General features: G+C 73.3%; 17 protein-coding genes. 6 read left to right on the top strand and 11 right to left on the bottom strand.

Annotated elements, in window-relative coordinates; all coding sequences use genetic code 11:
* Positions 1–393 (top strand): sigma-70 family RNA polymerase sigma factor (locus tag ACIQD7_RS25790; RefSeq protein WP_402444590.1); only part of this gene is annotated, 393 nt, incomplete at its 5' end.
* On the opposite strand, the gene ACIQD7_RS25785 is transcribed toward ACIQD7_RS25790, so the two are convergent.
* Positions 371–712, bottom strand: a complete 342-nt coding sequence (locus tag ACIQD7_RS25785; protein ID WP_402444588.1) for an ATP-binding protein — start codon at positions 710–712, stop codon at positions 371–373. The two genes, ACIQD7_RS25790 and ACIQD7_RS25785, sit on opposite strands and share 23 nt — an antisense overlap.
* A gap of 407 nt (positions 713–1,119) precedes the next feature.
* On the opposite strand from ACIQD7_RS25785, the gene ACIQD7_RS25780 reads away from it, so the two are divergent.
* Together ACIQD7_RS25780 and ACIQD7_RS25775 are read left to right on the top strand one after the other, a co-directional pair.
* Positions 1,120–1,557: an ATP-binding protein gene (locus ACIQD7_RS25780; RefSeq protein ID WP_402444586.1), complete on the top strand. Its 438-nt coding sequence runs from the start codon at positions 1,120–1,122 to the stop codon at positions 1,555–1,557.
* Between the two features lie 135 nt (positions 1,558–1,692).
* Positions 1,693–2,715 (top strand): NAD-dependent epimerase/dehydratase family protein, encoded by a 1,023-nt coding sequence (locus ACIQD7_RS25775; RefSeq protein ID WP_121828571.1) that lies wholly within the window; start codon positions 1,693–1,695, stop codon positions 2,713–2,715.
* Between the two features lie 51 nt (positions 2,716–2,766).
* On the opposite strand, the gene ACIQD7_RS25770 is transcribed toward ACIQD7_RS25775, so the two are convergent.
* The 4 genes from ACIQD7_RS25770 to ACIQD7_RS25755 all read right to left on the bottom strand — a co-directional run bounded on the left by ACIQD7_RS25770 (position 2,767) and on the right by ACIQD7_RS25755 (position 7,605).
* Positions 2,767–3,267 (bottom strand): hemerythrin domain-containing protein, encoded by a 501-nt coding sequence (locus ACIQD7_RS25770; RefSeq protein WP_121828570.1) that lies wholly within the window; start codon positions 3,265–3,267, stop codon positions 2,767–2,769.
* A gap of 90 nt (positions 3,268–3,357) precedes the next feature.
* On the bottom strand, positions 3,358–4,965 hold the full coding sequence (locus ACIQD7_RS25765) for an FAD-dependent oxidoreductase (protein WP_402444584.1): 1,608 nt from the start codon (positions 4,963–4,965) through the stop codon (positions 3,358–3,360).
* Between the two features lie 108 nt (positions 4,966–5,073).
* A complete protein-coding gene (locus ACIQD7_RS25760) occupies positions 5,074–6,036 on the bottom strand; it encodes a diiron oxygenase (protein ID WP_121828568.1) in 963 nt (320 codons plus the stop codon).
* 54 nt (positions 6,037–6,090) lie between these two features.
* The gene (locus ACIQD7_RS25755) at positions 6,091–7,605 is read right to left on the bottom strand and encodes a flavin-containing monooxygenase (RefSeq protein ID WP_402444582.1); all 1,515 of its coding nucleotides are present in this window, start codon (positions 7,603–7,605) and stop codon (positions 6,091–6,093) included.
* A 183-nt stretch (positions 7,606–7,788) separates the two neighbouring features.
* Between ACIQD7_RS25755 and ACIQD7_RS25750 the strand changes: the two genes are divergently transcribed.
* Both ACIQD7_RS25750 and ACIQD7_RS25745 read left to right on the top strand, forming a co-directional pair.
* Positions 7,789–8,520 carry a TetR/AcrR family transcriptional regulator gene (locus tag ACIQD7_RS25750; RefSeq protein ID WP_161371755.1) on the top strand — a complete coding sequence of 244 codons (732 nt, stop codon included), beginning with the start codon at positions 7,789–7,791 and terminating at the stop codon, positions 8,518–8,520.
* A 148-nt stretch (positions 8,521–8,668) separates the two neighbouring features.
* Positions 8,669–8,833 (top strand): hypothetical protein, encoded by a 165-nt coding sequence (locus ACIQD7_RS25745; RefSeq protein WP_402444580.1) that lies wholly within the window; start codon positions 8,669–8,671, stop codon positions 8,831–8,833.
* Between the two features lie 87 nt (positions 8,834–8,920).
* Here ACIQD7_RS25745 and ACIQD7_RS25740 read toward each other — a convergent pair whose 3' ends face one another.
* The 3 genes from ACIQD7_RS25740 to ACIQD7_RS25730 all read right to left on the bottom strand — a co-directional run bounded on the left by ACIQD7_RS25740 (position 8,921) and on the right by ACIQD7_RS25730 (position 12,147).
* On the bottom strand, positions 8,921–9,865 hold the full coding sequence (locus ACIQD7_RS25740; protein WP_402444602.1) for an arsenic resistance protein: 945 nt from the start codon (positions 9,863–9,865) through the stop codon (positions 8,921–8,923).
* Between the two features lie 219 nt (positions 9,866–10,084).
* Entirely contained in the window at positions 10,085–11,080 is a 996-nt protein-coding gene (gap, locus tag ACIQD7_RS25735) for a type I glyceraldehyde-3-phosphate dehydrogenase (protein WP_402444579.1), read from the bottom strand.
* A 110-nt stretch (positions 11,081–11,190) separates the two neighbouring features.
* A complete protein-coding gene (locus tag ACIQD7_RS25730) occupies positions 11,191–12,147 on the bottom strand; it encodes a GlxA family transcriptional regulator (protein ID WP_121828564.1) in 957 nt (318 codons plus the stop codon).
* A gap of 272 nt (positions 12,148–12,419) precedes the next feature.
* Here ACIQD7_RS25730 and ACIQD7_RS25725 point away from each other — a divergent pair, with 272 nt between their 5' ends.
* Positions 12,420–13,727, top strand: a complete 1,308-nt coding sequence (locus ACIQD7_RS25725) for a serine hydrolase domain-containing protein (protein WP_402444577.1) — start codon at positions 12,420–12,422, stop codon at positions 13,725–13,727.
* A 54-nt stretch (positions 13,728–13,781) separates the two neighbouring features.
* Here ACIQD7_RS25725 and ACIQD7_RS25720 read toward each other — a convergent pair whose 3' ends face one another.
* From ACIQD7_RS25720 to ACIQD7_RS25710, 3 genes are all read right to left on the bottom strand, one after another.
* Complete coding sequence (locus tag ACIQD7_RS25720; protein WP_402444575.1) at positions 13,782–14,315, bottom strand: GNAT family N-acetyltransferase; 534 nt, start codon at positions 14,313–14,315, stop codon at positions 13,782–13,784.
* 71 nt (positions 14,316–14,386) lie between these two features.
* On the bottom strand, positions 14,387–14,815 hold the full coding sequence (locus tag ACIQD7_RS25715) for a nucleoside deaminase (RefSeq protein WP_121828561.1): 429 nt from the start codon (positions 14,813–14,815) through the stop codon (positions 14,387–14,389).
* Positions 14,812–15,717, bottom strand: coding sequence for a TIGR03619 family F420-dependent LLM class oxidoreductase (locus ACIQD7_RS25710; protein WP_402444573.1), 906 nt, complete (start codon positions 15,715–15,717; stop codon positions 14,812–14,814). Before ACIQD7_RS25710 ends, ACIQD7_RS25715 begins: the two co-directional genes overlap by 4 nt.
* Positions 15,718–15,776: the final 59 nt, after the last annotated feature.

The following is a 15,776-nucleotide window of genomic DNA, read 5'->3' as shown; positions in this document are numbered from 1 at the left end:
CGCACCGAACTCGCCCACCACCTCCACCTCACCGAAGAAGAAGTCGCGGAAGGACAGCTCGCCGCCCACGGATACGCCACCCGCTCCCTCGACACCCCGGTCGGCGACGACGGCAACGCCTCCGGCGCGAAGCCGCGCCATCTGGCGACCGCCGAGCCCGCCTACGAGCTGATCGAATCCCTGGCCGCGCTCCGGCCCCTGCTCGACCGGCTCGACGAACGCGACCGGCACATCATCGAACTCCGCTTCGGCGAAGAGCTCACCCAGGCCGAGATCGGCCGGCGGATCGGGCTCTCCCAGATGCACGTGTCACGGCTGCTCACCCGCATCCTCGGCGAACTCAGGGAAGGCCTCACCGACGACAGCGCCCCTACGGACGGGCCGGCAGACTGACCTCCAGCCACACCACCTTGCCCGCAGCCCCCGCGCCCCTGGCCTCGTAGCCCCACGCCCCCGCCAGCCTGTCCAGCACCATCAGGCCGTGCCCTCCCGGCAGCGAGGGCGAGCGGGACGAACGTACGCGCGGCGGCTCCGGGCTGGGGTCGGAGACCTCCACCCGCAGCCCCTCCCGCTCGCGCCGCAGGACGAACTCCTCCGGCCCCCCGGCGTGCAGACACGCGTTGGTGACCACCTCCGACACCAGCAGCAGCACGTCCTCGACCCGCTCCTCCCCCGCCTCGCTCCCCGCCGGAATCCACCCCCAGTCCGCCAACGCCTCCGCCGTGAAATCGCGACACCGCGACACCACCGTCCGCGCGCCCCGCAGCAATAGCCTTCGCACCTGAACTCCCTCGCCGTCAGCCATGACCCTGTCGGGGCTCGATCTCGTTCCCCGGCCCTTCTTTCCGCACAGATGACACGGGTGTCATGGAATTCACCGGTCCTCTCACACTTTCTGCTCCTTTTACCTCTTTCCGAGAACAGTGGTCACATTCCTGAGATTCGAGGGATTACGAAAGAGGGTTCGGGGAAAACGCGACGCGCACTCCCCACCGAAAACACCGCCGCCCAAAAACCCGCCACGGCCCCCGGGAAGAGGCCCCGGACGGCACGATTCGGCCCGGCCGACCGGGGAAGCCGCCGCATATGAACGGTCGCCCCGTCCCGCACACACAGCCCGTGGCCACCGGCGCCCGTCGCTACGAACTGACGGAGGAACCCGGGGTGGTGGGCACCTGCCGGGACCTGACGCGGCGGGCGCTGAGCGAGTGGTTCGGAGCCGCGGGCGCGTCCGGGCAGGTCGCCGCCGAGGACGCCCTGCTGCTGGTCTCCGAGGTCGTCACGAACGCGTTTACCCACGGGGGCACCCCGCGCGAACTGCGGCTCGACCGCGTCGGGGACCGGTTGTGGGTGCAGGTCAGCGACACGAGTCCGGTGCGCCCCCGGCCCCACGGCCCGCACCGCCCCAGCCGTTCCTCCGGACACGGCCTGTACCTCCTGGAGCGGCTGTCGGCCGCCTGGGGCTGCGTCCCGAGGGACGGCGGCAAGGCCGTCTGGTTCGAGGTGGAGGTGCCGCCCGCACCCAGATCCCGCGACCACCCGCGTCCGGAGGGATGAGCCGGAGCGCGGTGTTTACGGAGCGCGCCGCGCGGTCACTCGCAGGGCGAGGCCGGTCCCCCGGCCCGGACCGGCGGTGAGCACGTCCCACCGCCCCTGTCCGTCCCCACCCGTCCCCCGCGATTGGACAGCGCCATGAGGGTCGTCGTCACAGGAGCCACCGGAAACGTCGGGACCAGCGTGGTCCGGGCACTCGACCGCGACCGTACGGTCACGGACGTGCTCGGCGTCGCCCGCCGCGTCCCCGACCTCCGGATCGGCGGGACCCGCTGGGCGGCGGCGGACGTCGACCCCGGCGGCCCCGACCTGGCCGGGCTGTTCGCGGGGGCCGACGCTGTCGTCCACCTCGCCTGGAAGTTCCAGCCCACGCACGACCCGGTCGAGACCTGGCGCACGAACGTCCTAGGCAGCATCAGGGTCTTCGAGGCGTGCGCCCGGGCGGGCGTGCACTGCCTGGTGCACGCCTCCTCGGTCGGCGCCTACTCCCCCGGTCCGTCGGACGGGCGCCCCGTCGACGAGTCGTGGTCCACCCACGGGTGGCCCGGCGCGGCCTACACCCGGGAGAAGGCGTATCTGGAGCGCTATCTGGACGGCTTCCAGCTGGCCCACCCGGATCTGCGGATCGTGCGGATGAGGCCGGCGTTCCTGTTCAAGGAGGAGGCGGCGAGCGAGCAGCGCCGCATCTTCGCGGGCCCCCTCCTGCCGTGGCGCGTCGTCCGGCCGGGTCTGCTGCCCGTCGTGCCCTCCGTCAAGGGCCTGCGCTTCCAGGCCCTGCACACCGACGACGCCGCCGAGGCCTACCGGGCGGCCGTGGTGCGGCCGGTCCGGGGGCCGTTCAACCTGGCGGCCGATCCGGTGCTCGACACCGACGTGATGGCCCGCCTCCTGCGGGCCCGCGCCGTTCCGGTACCGGCGGGCGCGGCCCGCGCCGTACTCGCCGCCGCGTGGCGCCTGCGCCTGGTGCCCGCCGCGCCGGGGCTGTTCGACGCGGTCCTGCGGCTGCCCCTGCTCGACGCCTCGCGGGCCCGCGAGGAGCTGGACTGGACGCCGTCGTGGACCTCCGAGGAGGCCGTCGGCGAGTTCCTGGAAGGCCTCGGCCGGGGGGCCGGGCTCGGCACCCCGCCCCTGGCCGCCGACGCGGCGCCGGCGGAGGCGTGAGGACGTGTCCGCGGACGGCCGGCGGCGGCCGTCCGCGGACACGGGCCGGTCTCAGCTCCCTACGACCTTGCGCACGTTCTCCACGCGGCCGCAGTCCGAGGCGAGCTGCCGGGCGCGCTCCTTCAGGAAGGCGGCGCCCAGTTCGGCCCTGCGGTCGTCGGGGACGCTCTCCCGGGCGCCGTTGAGGATGGTGCGCTCCTCCTCGTCGAGGTGGTGGGTGACCGCCTCGACCAGCTTCTCCAGGCGCTCGTCCCACTCGTCGGAGCCGACCTCGTCGACTTCGAGGAGGGCGAGGAGGGCCTCGTTCCCCTCCTCGTGCTCCTCCGTGCCGTGGTCCACTTCCTCGTTGTCGACGTTCTTGAAGCGCTTGAGCGCTCCGTAGACCTCGGCCTCCTCGGCCTCGCCGTGCGCGATGAGCAGGGCCGAGAACTCCTTCAAGGCCGCGGCCCGGTCCGCCTCGACGCTCCGCATCCGGCGGAAGAGGTCCTCCATCGTGCGGTGGTCCTCCAGAATGGCCGCGACCACGTCCTCGTTCTCCTTGCTACCGGCCATCGTGCTGTCTCCTCCTCGACTCGTCCTCCGTCGCGCGGCGCTCCGACGCGTTCGGCGGGTACCCCTGCCGGGGAGAACCAATCGCGCCCGTCAGGGGGAGACCGGGCGGCGGGCGGCGGCGAGCAGGTCCTCCCGGTCGACGAGCTTGACGCGGGGGCGGCCCTGGGCCCGGCCCTCGACGCGCTCGGCGGCGTCGATCGCCCGCCAGCCTTCGAGGTCGACGGCGTCGGGGCGGGCCGGGGCGGCCGGCGGTCCTGCGGGAGCGGTCAGGCGACCGGCCTCGAGGTCGTCGAGGAGGGCGGTGACGGTCTCCTGGGCGCAGGACTTGTTGGTGCCGATGAATCCGGTGGGGCCGCGCTTGATCCAGCCGGTGACGTAGACGCCCGGTGCGACCCGGCCCCGCTCGTGCGGCACCGTGGCGGTCTCCTGGTCGAAGGGCAGGCCCGGGACCGGTTCGGCGCGGTAGCCGACGGCGCGCAGGACCAGGGACGTCTCGATGGTCTCGGTGGCGTCGGTGGGGACGGCCCGTACGGTGCCGTCGTCGGCGTGGCGCAGTTCGGTCCGTACGACGGTCAGGCCGGTCACCCGGTCGTCGCCCTCGATCCGTGCCGGGCCGGTCAGGAAGCGCAGGACGATCCTGCGGCGGCCGGGGACGGGGGTGCGGGCGGCGAGTTCGGCGAGGACGGCCGTCTTGGGCGTGGCGTCCGCCGGGAGGGCCTCGGGCCAGCCCTCCACGAGGACGTCGACGCCGTCGAGGGCGGCGAGCGCGATCAGTTCGGGCAGGGTGAAGGCGGCCTCGGCGGGTCCTCGGCGGCCGAGGACGACGACCTCGCGGACCCGGCTCGCGCGCAGCGCGGCCAGGGCCCGGTCGGAGATGTCGGTGCGGGCGAGGGCGTCGGGGTCGGCGGTCAGGACGCGGGCCACGTCCAGGGCCACATTGCCGTTGCCGACGACGACGGCCCGTTCGGCGTCCAGCGGGTGAGCGGCGCCGTCGTGGTCGGGGTGGCCGTTGTACCAGGCGACGAAGTCGGTGGCGGAGACGCTGCCGGGCAGGTCCTCGCCCTCGACGCCGAGGCGCCGGTCGGTGGCCGCGCCCACGGCGTAGACCACGGCGTGGTGGTCGCGGACCAGGTCCTCGTGGTGCAGGTCGCGGCCGATCCGGGTGTTGAGGCGGTACGAGAAGCCGGGCTGGCTCTCGATGGTCCGGAAGAGCTCGGTGACCCGTTTGGTGTCCTGGTGGTCGGGCGCGACCCCGGCCCGCGCGAGGCCGTACGGGGTGGGCAGCCGGTCGTACACGGTGACGCTCACGCCGGGGTGCCGGAGCAGTTCGTCGGCGGCGAAGAGTCCGGCCGGTCCGGCTCCGACCACGGCCACCCGCAGTCCGGCGGTCTCCACCCGGCGCTGCGGGGGCACGAGGGCCATGGGGGTGCGGTCGGCGTGCGGGAAGGTGTCGTAGTAGGCGCGGTTGATCTCGAGGAACGGCAGCTCCGCCTCGGTGAGCTTGGTGTGCGGTTTGAGGGCGTCCACCGGGCAGGCCGTCGTACAGGCTCCGCAGTCCACGCAGGTGCGGGGGTCGACGTACAGCATGTCGGTCTGTCCGAAGCCCGGTTCGCCGGGGGCGGGGTGGATGCAGTTGACCGGGCAGGCCAGCACACACGACGCGTCGGCGCAGCACGACCGGGTGACGACGTAGGGCATGGGGAGGGGTTCTCCGTTCACGTTCACGGGGCCGGCGGGACGGCTCGCGGCCGGCGGCCCCGCCCGGCGGGCGGGCGGGTGTGCTGCTGGGGGTGGGGGGTTACGGCGTCACGCGGCGTGCGGGGCGGGCTCGCCGCGGAAGCGGGACGGGCGTCCGTCGATGCGCAGGGCCCGCCACACCTTCCGGGAGGTCCGGTTCATCAGGCCGATGTCCTCGGCGAGCATCCGCACGTCGGAGAAGAGGTCGCGGAGCATCCTCTCGCCGTCGGGGGACTTCCAGAAGATGTCCTTGATGACCCAGTGGGGGACGCCGATCTTCTCGGCGGTCTTCCGGTCGGGGACGACGATGACGTCGCCGAGGACCCGCATGATGACCGGGAAGGCCACGGAGAGGGCGCCCCGGCGGAACTTCCCGTAGCCGGGGACCTTGACGCGGAGGAACTCGTGGGCGAAGGAGATGTGCCGGGCCTCCTCGGCGACGTGGATCTGCATGAGCCGCCGCATCAGCGGGTGGACGTCCTCGCCGCTGCGCAGGATCGCCTTCTGGAGGTGGTCGATGGGCTCCTCCCCGGCGAGGACGCCGGTGAAGAACGACTCGGGAATCAGGGAGCCGGCCAGCGGCAGGAAGCGGCTGACGACCCGGAAGGAGCGGCGGCCGCCGGGCACGTCGGCGCCCGCGCGGTTCACGAACTCCTGGAACATCTGGGTGTGGTGGCACTCCTCCGTGGCCTCGTGGGTGAGGTAACGGAACTCCGGGTTCTGGTTGGGCAGCGAGAAGAGGTAGTCCATCACCCCGCGGATGAGGACGTTCTCGAACTGCATCCCGACCTTGACGATGTTGGCGTACCGCCACAGGCCGATCTTCGTCCGGACCTCGAGCGGCTGGGCCTGGTACCACGGGTGGCCGCCCAGCGGGTCGGCCTCAGGGAGTACCCAGCGGGGGTCCTTCGGGTCGATGGCGAAGTCGGGGTTGTCCCAGTCGATGTCGGTGAAGGCGTCGAAGTGGATGTGCACCGACGCCTCGGACAGGGTCCGGAGCCTCTCGTGGTAGCTCTCCTGGCTGATGGTCATCGTCTTCCTCGCTCTCTCTCGTGATCGGTCTCCGGAGGGGTGGGGGGTCCGGCGTCAGACCGCCGGGGCGTGGTCCTGCCGGCCGGTGGCGGGCCGCGTCCCGGGGGCGGTCCGCTCGAAGCGGAGGGCGGGGTCCTCGACGGGGGAACTCCGCAGGGCCCGGCGGTCGCGGTAGTAGTTGTTCCAGATCCGCCAGGGGTCCCGGGTGCCCTGGCGGGGCATGATCGCGTCGCCGCGCGCGATGTAGCCGGAGGTGAGCGACTCGCCCATGACGGAGACCGGGGAGCGGTCGGACGCGGTGGCGACGGGGGTGGCGCTGGTGAGGCCGTGCCGGTCCATGTGGGCGACGAGGCGGCTGACGTACGCGCAGGCGAGGTCGGCCTTGAGCGTCCAGGAGGCGTTGGTGTAACCGATGATCATCGCCAGGTTGGGGACGCCGTCGACCATCACGCCCTTGTAGAGGAGGTGGTCGCGGGTGACGAGGGGTTCGCCGTCGACCGCGATCTCCATGCCGCCGGCGAGCTGGAGCTTCAGGCCGGTGGCCGTGATGACGATGTCGGCCGGGATCTCCTCGCCGGACTTCACCTTGATCCCGTTCTCGGTGAACGTCTCGATGTGGTCGGTGACCACGGAGGCCCTGCCGCTCTTGAGGGTCGTGAAGAGGTCGCCGCCGGGGACCACGCACAGCCGCTGGTCCCAGGGCTTGTACGCCGGGGTGAAGTGGCGCATGTCGACGCCCTTGCCGAGCCGTGCCCGCACCGCGCCGAGCAGCACCTTGCGCATGAGCCACGGTGCCTTGCGGCACAGGGCGTACAGGCCGCGCTGGAGCGCGATGTTGCGGGCGCGGCCCACGCGGTGGACGAGTCCGGCGGGGACGCGGAGCCTGCGCAGGACGGTGGAGACGGGGTCGTCGGCGGGCAGCGCCAGGATGTACGTGGGCGAGCGCTGGAGCATGGTGACGTGCGCGGCGGTGTCGGTCATCGAAGGGACCAGGGTGATGGCGGTGGCGCCGCTGCCGATGACGACCACGCGCTTCCCGGCGTGGTCGAGGTCCTCGGGCCAGTGCTGCGGGTGCACGAGGGTGCCGCCGAAGCGCTCCTCGCCGGGGAACTCGGGCCGGTGGCCGCCGTCGTAGTCGTAGTAGCCGGTGGCGCCCACGAGGAAGCGGGCCTTCCAGGTCTCGGTCGTGCCGGTGGCCTCGTCCAGGGTCTCGACGGTCCACCGCCCCTCGTCGCTCGACCAGTCCGCGCGGACGGCCTTGCGGCCGAAGCGGATGTGCTCGGTGACGCCGTGTTCCTCGGCGGTCTCCTGGACGTAGCGGCGGATGTCCATGCCCTCGGCGAGGATCTTGGTGCCGTGCCAGGCGCGGAAGCCGTAGCCGAAGGTGTACATGTCCGAGTCCGAGCGGATGCCCGGGTAGCGGAACAGGTCCCAGGTGCCGCCGATCCGCGCGCGCCGCTCGACGACCGCGTACGTGGTGCCGGGGTTGCCGTCGGCCAGGTGGCAGGCGGCGCTGATGCCGGACAGGCCCGCGCCGATGATCAGCACATCGACGTGCTGGTGCTCCATCTCGATACCCCTCTGTCGCCGGACCGCGTGCTTCCGCGCCGGTGCACCGGTCCCGGGCGTCGTCGCCCGGGACGGGAATTTACCTGTGTCACTGCGTCCAAGGTACCGGCGGTAACACATGATGCGCCACCCCCGGGACCGATCGCGCGCGGCTCCTTCGCGGGGCCGGGTACGATCCACGCCGTGGCGGAGGACAGAGATGCACGCGGTGACGGACGCCCCGACGGCCGGGACACGCGCTGGTCCGGCCACCGGGCCGAGCGCCGTGACCAGGTCCTGGCCGCGGCCCTCACCGTCATCGGCCGGGAGGGCCCGTCGGTCAGCGTGGCGGCGATCGGCGCCGAGGCGGGGATGCCCCGTTCCGTGGTCTACCGGATCTTCCGCAGCCGCGAGGACCTGGACGAGCGGATCCGCGCGCGCATCGCCGACGACCTGCTGGCCGCGCTGTACCCGGCCCTCGATCCGAAGGGCACCGTCCGGGAGGCCGTCGAGCTGGGCGCGGCCACCTATGTCGGCTGGGTCGCGGAGCACCCCCGGCTCCACCAGTTCCTCGGCGCCGGCTCGCCCGAGCAGCACGCCGGCGGCTCCCGGGTCGTGGCGGGCACCCGGACCGCCATCGCCCTGCACCTGGCGCGGCTGCTCGACGCGTACGCCGAGCAGCTGGTCGACGGCGGGAAGGCACCCGCGGGCTTCACCCTCAATCTGGCGTTCGGCATGGTCGGCCTGGTGGACGGCGTGGTCAACCAGTGGGCCGCCCGCCCCGAGTCGAGGAGCTCCCTCGACGACCTGACCCATTTCCTGAGCGACGCCCTGTGGGGCGTCCTCTCGGAGTCCACCCGGCGGCTGGGTCTCGTCCTCGACCCGGACGAGCCGATCGGTACGGCCCTGGAGCTGCCGGCGCGGCCCCGGCCCTGATCCGCCCCGCGCCCCGGCGGCTCCGTTTGCGGAGCGGTGGGCGCCGGGTTTGAGTGTGAGGGACCCCTCGCGTCGCCGGAGCCCGGCCCCGCACGACGGACGGACGGCCGGCCGCGCGGTCCCGCAGTCGCAGGGCAAGGAGAGACCGATGGCACCCCACCACAAGTCGAACAAGCAGGTCGAGGGCGACCCGGACACCGGGCACGGCCGCGGCCTGCCCCGGCGCCCCGACGAGAAGAAGCTCGACGAGCACCTGGAGGAGGACCGCGAGGAAGTGGGCCTGCCGGTGGACCCGGACGACAGGAACCGGTAGGAACCCGTAGGACTCGCAGGACCAGCCCGGTCGGTCGGGCGGCGGAAGCCGCCCGGCCGGTGGGTCAGGAGGGGCCCGGCCGGTGGGTCAGGAGGGGTCCGGGACCAGGCGGGGGACGAGCCGGACGTAGGCGACCATGCCGAGGACCTCGACGAGGGTCTGGGCGACCACGACGACCGCGGCGACGGCCAGGGAGTCGGGCAGCGCCAGGGCCAGCGGCAGGACCACGAGGGAGTTGCGGGTGGCGCCGGTGAAGACGATCGCCCTCCCGGCGGGCGGCCCCAGGCGGAACAGCCGGGCCACGGCCTTCCCCGCGAACGCCATGACGACCAGGAACAACGCGTAGAACGGGACGACGGCGGCGACGTAGGCGAGGCTGCCGCCGATCCCGGGGACCTGGGAGGCCACCACAGTGAAGAGGGTGGCGGCCATCAGGGGCACCATCGTCGTGGTCGCCGCCCCGGAGACCCTCCGCCCGGTCGGCCGGCGCGCGGCCCACGCCTGGAGGGCCCACGCCAGGAGCAGGGGGACGACGATCAGGAAGAGGAACGCCTCCGCGAAGGGGCCGGCCTCGACGACGTCGGACAGCTCCGGCCCCATGAACAGGTACAGGAACCCCGGCAGCAGGACCATCTGCGCGACCAGGAGGACCGGGGTGGCGGCGAGCAGCCTGCGGGCGGAGCCGCCGGCCAGGCCGCAGAAGACGATCACGTAGTCCACGCACGGGCACAGCAGCACCAGCAGGACGCCGAGCCGGACCGCCCGGTCGTCGGGCAGCAGGGGGAACACCGCGGCGACCACCAGCGGCACCACTCCGAAGTTCACCACCGCGGCGGCGGACAGGAACCTGCCGTCGCGCAGCGAGCGGGCCAGCTCGGCGGCCGGGACCTGGAGGAAGGTGACGAACAGCAGCGCGCCGAGGACCGGGTTGATCGCGTGCGCGAGGCCCGGCCCGAGACCGGGGGCCGCCCACCCCAGCAGGGCCCCGGCGCCCATCGCCGCCAGGTAGACCGCGACCTGGTGGTGCTCCATCCGCTCGACCGGCCCCCGCGACCCCCGCTGTGACACCCGCACCGCTCCCTCGTACCGTTCCGGCCGCTCCCCGACGACCCCGGGGGCCATCCTCGCAGGTCGGCGCCGTCGTAAAAGCGGGGGCGGAAACGGACGCGCGCCGGCCCCGTGGGTGCGGGGCCGGCGCGTGGAGGTCCAGCTTGCCGGGGACGGCGGCCGCGTGGACCGTCGGTGTCCTCGTCAGCCGGCGAGGAGTTCGAGGGAGTCGATCACGCGGTTCGAGAAGCCCCACTCGTTGTCGTACCAGGCGACGACCTTGATGTGGCGGCCCTCGACGCGGGTGAGCTCCGAGTCGAAGATCGAGGAGGCCGGGTTGCCCGTGATGTCGGAGGAGACGAGCGCGTCCTCCGAGTACTCCAGGACGCCCTTGAGCGGGCCCTCGGCGGCGGCGCGGTAGGCCTCCAGGACGTCCTCGCGGGTCACGTCGCGGGAGACGGTCGTGTTCAGCTCGACGATCGAGCCGACCGGGACCGGAACGCGGATCGAGTCGCCGGACAGCTTGCCGTCCAGGTTGGGCAGCACGAGGCCGATGGCCTTGGCGGCACCCGTCGAGGTCGGGACGATGTTGACGCCGGCGGCACGGGCGCGACGGGGGTCGCGGTGCGGGCCGTCCTGCAGGTTCTGCTCCTGCGTGTAGGCGTGGACCGTCGTCATGAAGCCGTGCTCGATGCCGGCGAGGTCGTCGAGGACCTTGGCCAGGGGAGCGAGCGCGTTCGTCGTGCACGAGGCGTTCGAGACGATCGTGTGCAGCTCCGCGTCGTACGCGTCGGTGTTGACGCCGTACGCGAGGGTGACGTCGGCGCCGTCGGCGGGCGCGCTGACGAGCACCTTCTTGGCTCCCGCGTCGATGTGGGCGCGGGCCGCCTTGGCGGACGTGAAGCGGCCGGTGGCCTCCAGGACGATGTCGACGCCGAGCTCGGCCCAGGGCAGCTGCGCCGGCTCGCGCTCGGCGAGCACCTTGATGCGGTGCCCGTCGACGACCAGGACGTCGCCGTCCACGCTCACCGGACGGCCGAGGCGGCCGGAGGTCGAGTCGAAGGCGAGGAGCCGGGCGAGCGCGGTGGGCTCGGTGAGGTCGTTGACGGCGACGATCTCGAGGCTGCTGTCGCGCTCGAGCAGCGCGCGCAGCACGTTGCGGCCGATGCGGCCGAATCCGTTGATGGCGATACGAGTCATGGCGATGTCCCTTCGGTTCGCCACCCATGCTCGTGCGCGGCGACCGTCCGTGACAGCGGCGTGATCGCCACGGTCCGCAAGTATCGCGCCAGAGGGCCGTCGGGGCCGGTTCACTCCCCCTGGGCGAAGGTGCGCCGGTAGTCGCTGGGGGTGGTGCCCAGGATCCGCTGGAAGTGCAGCCGCAGATTGGCCCCGGTGCCGAGCCCCACGTCGGCGGCGATCTGCTCGACGCCCCGCTCGGAGCGCTCCAGGAGCTCACGGGCCATGTCGACGCGGGCCCGCATGACCCACTGCATGGGCGTGTAGCCGGTGTCCTCGGCGAACCGGCGCGAGAACGTGCGCGCCGACACCGCCGCGTGCCGGGCCAGGACGTCGAGGGTGAGGGGTTCGCCGAGCCGGTGCAGCGCCCACTCGCGGGTGGCGGCGAACCGCTCGCCGAGCGGTTCGGGCACGCTGCGCGGCACGTACTGCGCCTGGCCGCCACTGCGGTACGGGGCGGCGACCAGGCGCCGGGCGGCGTGGTTCGAGGCGGCCACCCCGAGGTCCCCGCGCAGGATGTGCAGGCAGAGGTCGATGCCCGAGGCCGCGCCGGCGGACGTCAGGACGCTGCCCTCGTCGACGAAGAGCACGTTCTCGTCGACCCGGACCAGGGGGCGTTTGGCGGCGAGCGCCCGCGCGTAGTGCCAGTGCGTGGTGGCGCGCTTGCCGTCGAGGAGTCCGGTGGCGGCGAGGGCGAAGGCGCCCGTCGAGATCGCGGCGAGCCGCGCACCCCGGTCGTGGGCGGCGATCAACGCGTCGACGACGGCCTGCGGCGGGTCCTCCCGGTCGGGGAAGCGGTAGCCGGGGACGAAGACGACGTCGGCCCACGCGAGCGCGTCCAGGCCGTGGGCGACCTGGTACGACAGACCGTCACCACCGGCGACGACGCCGGGTTCGGCGCCGCACACCCGTACCTCGTACGGCATGCTCGCGCGGGTCGTGAAGACCTGCGCGGGGATGCCGACGTCGAGGGGTTTCGCCCCTTCGAGGACGAGGACGGCGACGCGATGCAGACGGGAAACGGGCACGTCACGAGGGTACGCGGGGCGTGTCGGGCGCGGGACGCGGGCGCCCGGACGCGGCCGCGGATCCCTCACCGGGGCCCCGGTTCCCGGAACCCGATATTCGGAATCACATCCTCCACTTCCCGTGGCCCGTGTCAGGAACTTTTTCCCGGGTGCCGGCACTCATGATCAATGGGCCCCGGGCCGCGCCGTGACGGCGCCGTCCCTCCACGCCCCGCGGCGCACCCCTGTCGTGCGCCGCGCCGGACGATCCCGATGAAGTCGAGGAATTCACCGTGCCCCTGACGTCACACCGACGCCTGGTCGTGAGCACCACCCTGATCGCCGCACTCGCCGCGGGCGTCGCCCCCGCCACCGGTGCGTCCGCCGCCACCCCCCGCACTCCGGCCGCCGCCCCGCAGGCTTCCGCGGCCCTCCCGCAGACCCCCGCCGCCGTCCGGGCGGCGGCGAACAGGGTCCCCGCCCCCGACATGGACGGCGTGGTGACCGCGCTGAACGCCGCCCTGGCCAACGGCGCGCCGGGGGCGATGGCCCGGTTCTCCGGCCCCTCCGGCGTCCAGAGCCGTACGGTCGGCGTCCAGGACCGGGTGAACAACACGCCCATGAACATCGGGTCGCGGTTCCGCATCGGCAGCGTCAGCAAGACCTTCTCCACGGTCGTGCTCCTCCAGCTGGTGCAGGAGGGACGGCTGACGCTCGACACGCCGGTCAACACGTACCTGCCGGGTCTGCTCCCCGACGCCCGCATCACGGTCCGTCACCTGCTCACCCACCGCAGCGGGCTCGCCGACTACACCGACCCGATGTTCGCCAACACGGTGCCGGGCTTCGAGTCCGTGCGGAACAAGGTGTTCAGCTACCAGGAGCTCGTGAACCTCTCCCTGGCGCTGCCCCGGACCACCGAGCCCGGCGTGGCCTACAAGTACTCGAACGCCAACTTCGTGGTGGTCGGGATGCTCATCGAGAAGCTCACGGGCAAGCCGGTGGCGGACGCGTACCAGCGCCGCATCTTCGGGCCGCTGGAGCTGCGCAACACCTCGTACGTACATCCCGGGACCACCATCGCGGGGCAGCACGTGCGCGGGTACCTGTACCCCGACACGGCCGGCGAGCCGCTGGTGGACTCCACGGAGCAGACCGTGTCCTGGGCGCAGTCCGCCGGGGCCGTCATCTCCGACGCCGCCGATCTGAACACCTTCACCAGGGCGCTCGTGCGCGGCCGTCTGCTGTCCGCGCCGATGATGGAGGCGATGACGACGGTGACGCCGACGGACACCACCGACACCCGGTTCTACGGACTCGGCCTGCGCCGCTACGACCTGTCGTGCGGCACGCGGGTGTACGGGCACACCGGCACCGTGCAGGGCTTCTACACGTACGCCTTCTCGACGCGCGACGGCCGCCGCAGCCTCTCGGCCGTGGCCAACTCCACGAACCGCGGCGTGGTCAACACGGCGCTCGGCGGGACCCTCGAACCGGCGTTCTGCGGCAAGAAGCCCGCCTCGGCCGCGCGCTCCGCCTCGCCCTCGGCGCGCGACTTCTCGTCGCTGCCGGCGGAGCGGGACCTGCCCGAGCGGCACTGACCGGTTCCCCGGGGGGGCGCCCGGCATCTCCACCGGCCGGACGCCCCCCGGGGTTCACGCCTGGTACTCGGTGAGGTCGATGGCGTGGACGCGCAGCGGGACGCCGAAGACCGGGTGGTCCAGCTCGCGCTCGGCCTCCATGCCGAGCTTGGCGACGACGTTCTCGGACGCGGCGTCGGAGAGGTGCGTGACGGCGACGACCCGGTCGAGCCCCCGGTCCTGGAGGGCCCACTCCAGCACCGCGTGGGCGGCCTCGGAGGCGTAGCCCTGGCCCCAGAACTGCCGGCCGAGGCGCCAGCCGATCTCGATCTCGTGCGCCGCCTCGGGCAGGTACTCCGGCACGGAGAGCCCCGCGAAGCCGATCAGCTCGCCGGAGGCGAGGAGCTCCACGGCGAAGAGGCCGAAGCCCTCCTCGTCCCACTCCTCCTCGTACCGCTCGATGTCCCCGGCGGTCTCGTCCAGGTCGCGGACCGAGCCGTCGCCGATCCAGCGCATGACCTCGGGGTCGGCGTTGATCTCGGACAGCGGGACGAGGTCGTCGTCGCTCCAGCGGCGGAGGAGGAGGCGGGGGGTGCGGATCTCGGTCATGGCCCCATCCTGACGCACGCGGCGGGCCGCCCGTGCCACCGGGCGCCGGGTGCGCTCCCCCGCCGCCGGATTCAGCGGTAGTACCCCTCGACCACGGCCCTCACCTCGTCGAGCAGCGCGGGGCCGTCCTGCGGTACGGGCGGCGGGCCGCCGTCCGGGCGGATGTCCAGGAGCTGTTCGTTCGAGAGGGCGAAGACCACCCGGCCGAGGCCCGCGCGCCGGACGGCCGCCTCGCACATCCCGCACGGCTGGCAGCTGGTGTAGAGGGTGGTCCGGGCCGCCGTGGGTCCGTCCAGTTCCCTGGCGGCCCACCGGGCCAGCTTCAGTTCCGGGTGGGCGGTGATGTCCCGGTCGGTGAGGGTCGTGTTGCGGTCCTCGGCCAGGACCGTTCCGTCCGGCGCGGCGAGGAGCGATCCGAAGGGCGGGTCGCCGCCCTCGCGCGCCTCGGCCGCGAGGGCGATGGCGCGCCGGAGGAGGGCGTGGTCGTCGGGGGTCGTCATGACGGCTCCGTTCGGGTGCGGGGAGTGCCGGGGTGCGGGGCGGGGCGGGACGGACCCGGGAGGTCCGGGAAGACGCGGGCGGCCACCGTGGCGAGTGCCCGCCAGGCCTCCTGCGGGTGCGCGGTCTCGCGGGGGTCGCCGTGGTACGGGTCGAGGACGACGCTCTCGGCGCCGAGCAGCCGCAGCTGGTCGAGGTCGTCCACGATCTGGTCGATCGTGCCCTCCCCCGCGAGCCGTTCGGCTCCCGTGACGGGCTCCTCGGTGAGTCGCAGGGCGATCCGCGGGGCCAGGGCGGGCACGGGGAGCCGGTGCGCTTCCGCGTACTCCGCCAGCCGGGCGGCGCCCTCCCTCAACTGCGGCAGGGTGCGGCGCAGCGGGTGCCAGGCGTCCCCGAGGAGCACGGCGCGGCGGATGCCCGCGTCGCTGTGCCCGCCGATCCAGACCGGGATCCGGCGGTCGCCGTGGTCGGCGGTGTCCGCCCAGGCCTCCCGCACGGCCCTCACGTGCTCGTCGGTCAGCCGGCCGCGCCGTTCGAAGGGGACGCCGAGGGCGGCGAACTCCTGGCGCGCCCATCCCGCGCCCACGCCGAGGACCAGCCGGCCGCCGCTCAGCTCGTTGAGGTTGGACGCCATCCGGGCGGTGAGCAGCGGGTGCCGGTAGGGGGCGATGAGGACCGTGGTGCCGAGGCGGACGCGGGTGGTGACGCCGGCCAGCCAGGACAGGGTGGTGAAGGGCTCGTAGAAGGGGGCCGGGTAGCGCTCGGCGACGTCGGGCGTGACGACCACGTGGTCCGAGACCATCAGCAGGCCGAAGCCGAGGCCCTCCACGGTCAGGGCCCAGCTCCGCAGCGTTTCCGGATCGGCTCCGGGGCCGAAGTTGAGGACGTTGACTCCGATTTCCACGCGGCACAGGCTAGCCCGGCGGGAAGGCCGCCTTGAAGCGATTCCCGCCCGTCCAGAGG

It is taken from the genome of Streptomyces sp. NPDC093071 (assembly GCF_044754545.1).
GTDB lineage: Bacteria > Actinomycetota > Actinomycetes > Streptomycetales > Streptomycetaceae > Streptomyces.
The sequence above is the reverse complement of the archived record's forward strand: the minus strand, read 5'-3'. Positions and strand labels throughout refer to the sequence as shown.

Excerpts from the sequence above, each read along its gene's own strand:
- ACIQD7_RS25775 (WP_121828571.1), top strand. The coding sequence starts at position 1,693 with ATGAGGGTCGTCGTCACAGGAGCCACCGGAAACGTCGGGACCAGCGTG.
- ACIQD7_RS25770 (WP_121828570.1), bottom strand. The coding sequence starts at position 3,267 with ATGGCCGGTAGCAAGGAGAACGAGGACGTGGTCGCGGCCATTCTGGAG.
- ACIQD7_RS25765 (WP_402444584.1), bottom strand. The coding sequence starts at position 4,965 with ATGCCCTACGTCGTCACCCGGTCGTGCTGCGCCGACGCGTCGTGTGTG.
- ACIQD7_RS25760 (WP_121828568.1), bottom strand. The coding sequence starts at position 6,036 with ATGACCATCAGCCAGGAGAGCTACCACGAGAGGCTCCGGACCCTGTCC.
- ACIQD7_RS25755 (WP_402444582.1), bottom strand. The coding sequence starts at position 7,605 with ATGGAGCACCAGCACGTCGATGTGCTGATCATCGGCGCGGGCCTGTCC.
- ACIQD7_RS25745 (WP_402444580.1), top strand. The coding sequence starts at position 8,669 with ATGGCACCCCACCACAAGTCGAACAAGCAGGTCGAGGGCGACCCGGAC.
- ACIQD7_RS25740 (WP_402444602.1), bottom strand. The coding sequence starts at position 9,865 with ATGGAGCACCACCAGGTCGCGGTCTACCTGGCGGCGATGGGCGCCGGG.
- gap (WP_402444579.1), bottom strand. The coding sequence starts at position 11,080 with ATGACTCGTATCGCCATCAACGGATTCGGCCGCATCGGCCGCAACGTG.
- ACIQD7_RS25720 (WP_402444575.1), bottom strand. The coding sequence starts at position 14,315 with ATGACCGAGATCCGCACCCCCCGCCTCCTCCTCCGCCGCTGGAGCGAC.
- ACIQD7_RS25715 (WP_121828561.1), bottom strand. The coding sequence starts at position 14,815 with ATGACGACCCCCGACGACCACGCCCTCCTCCGGCGCGCCATCGCCCTC.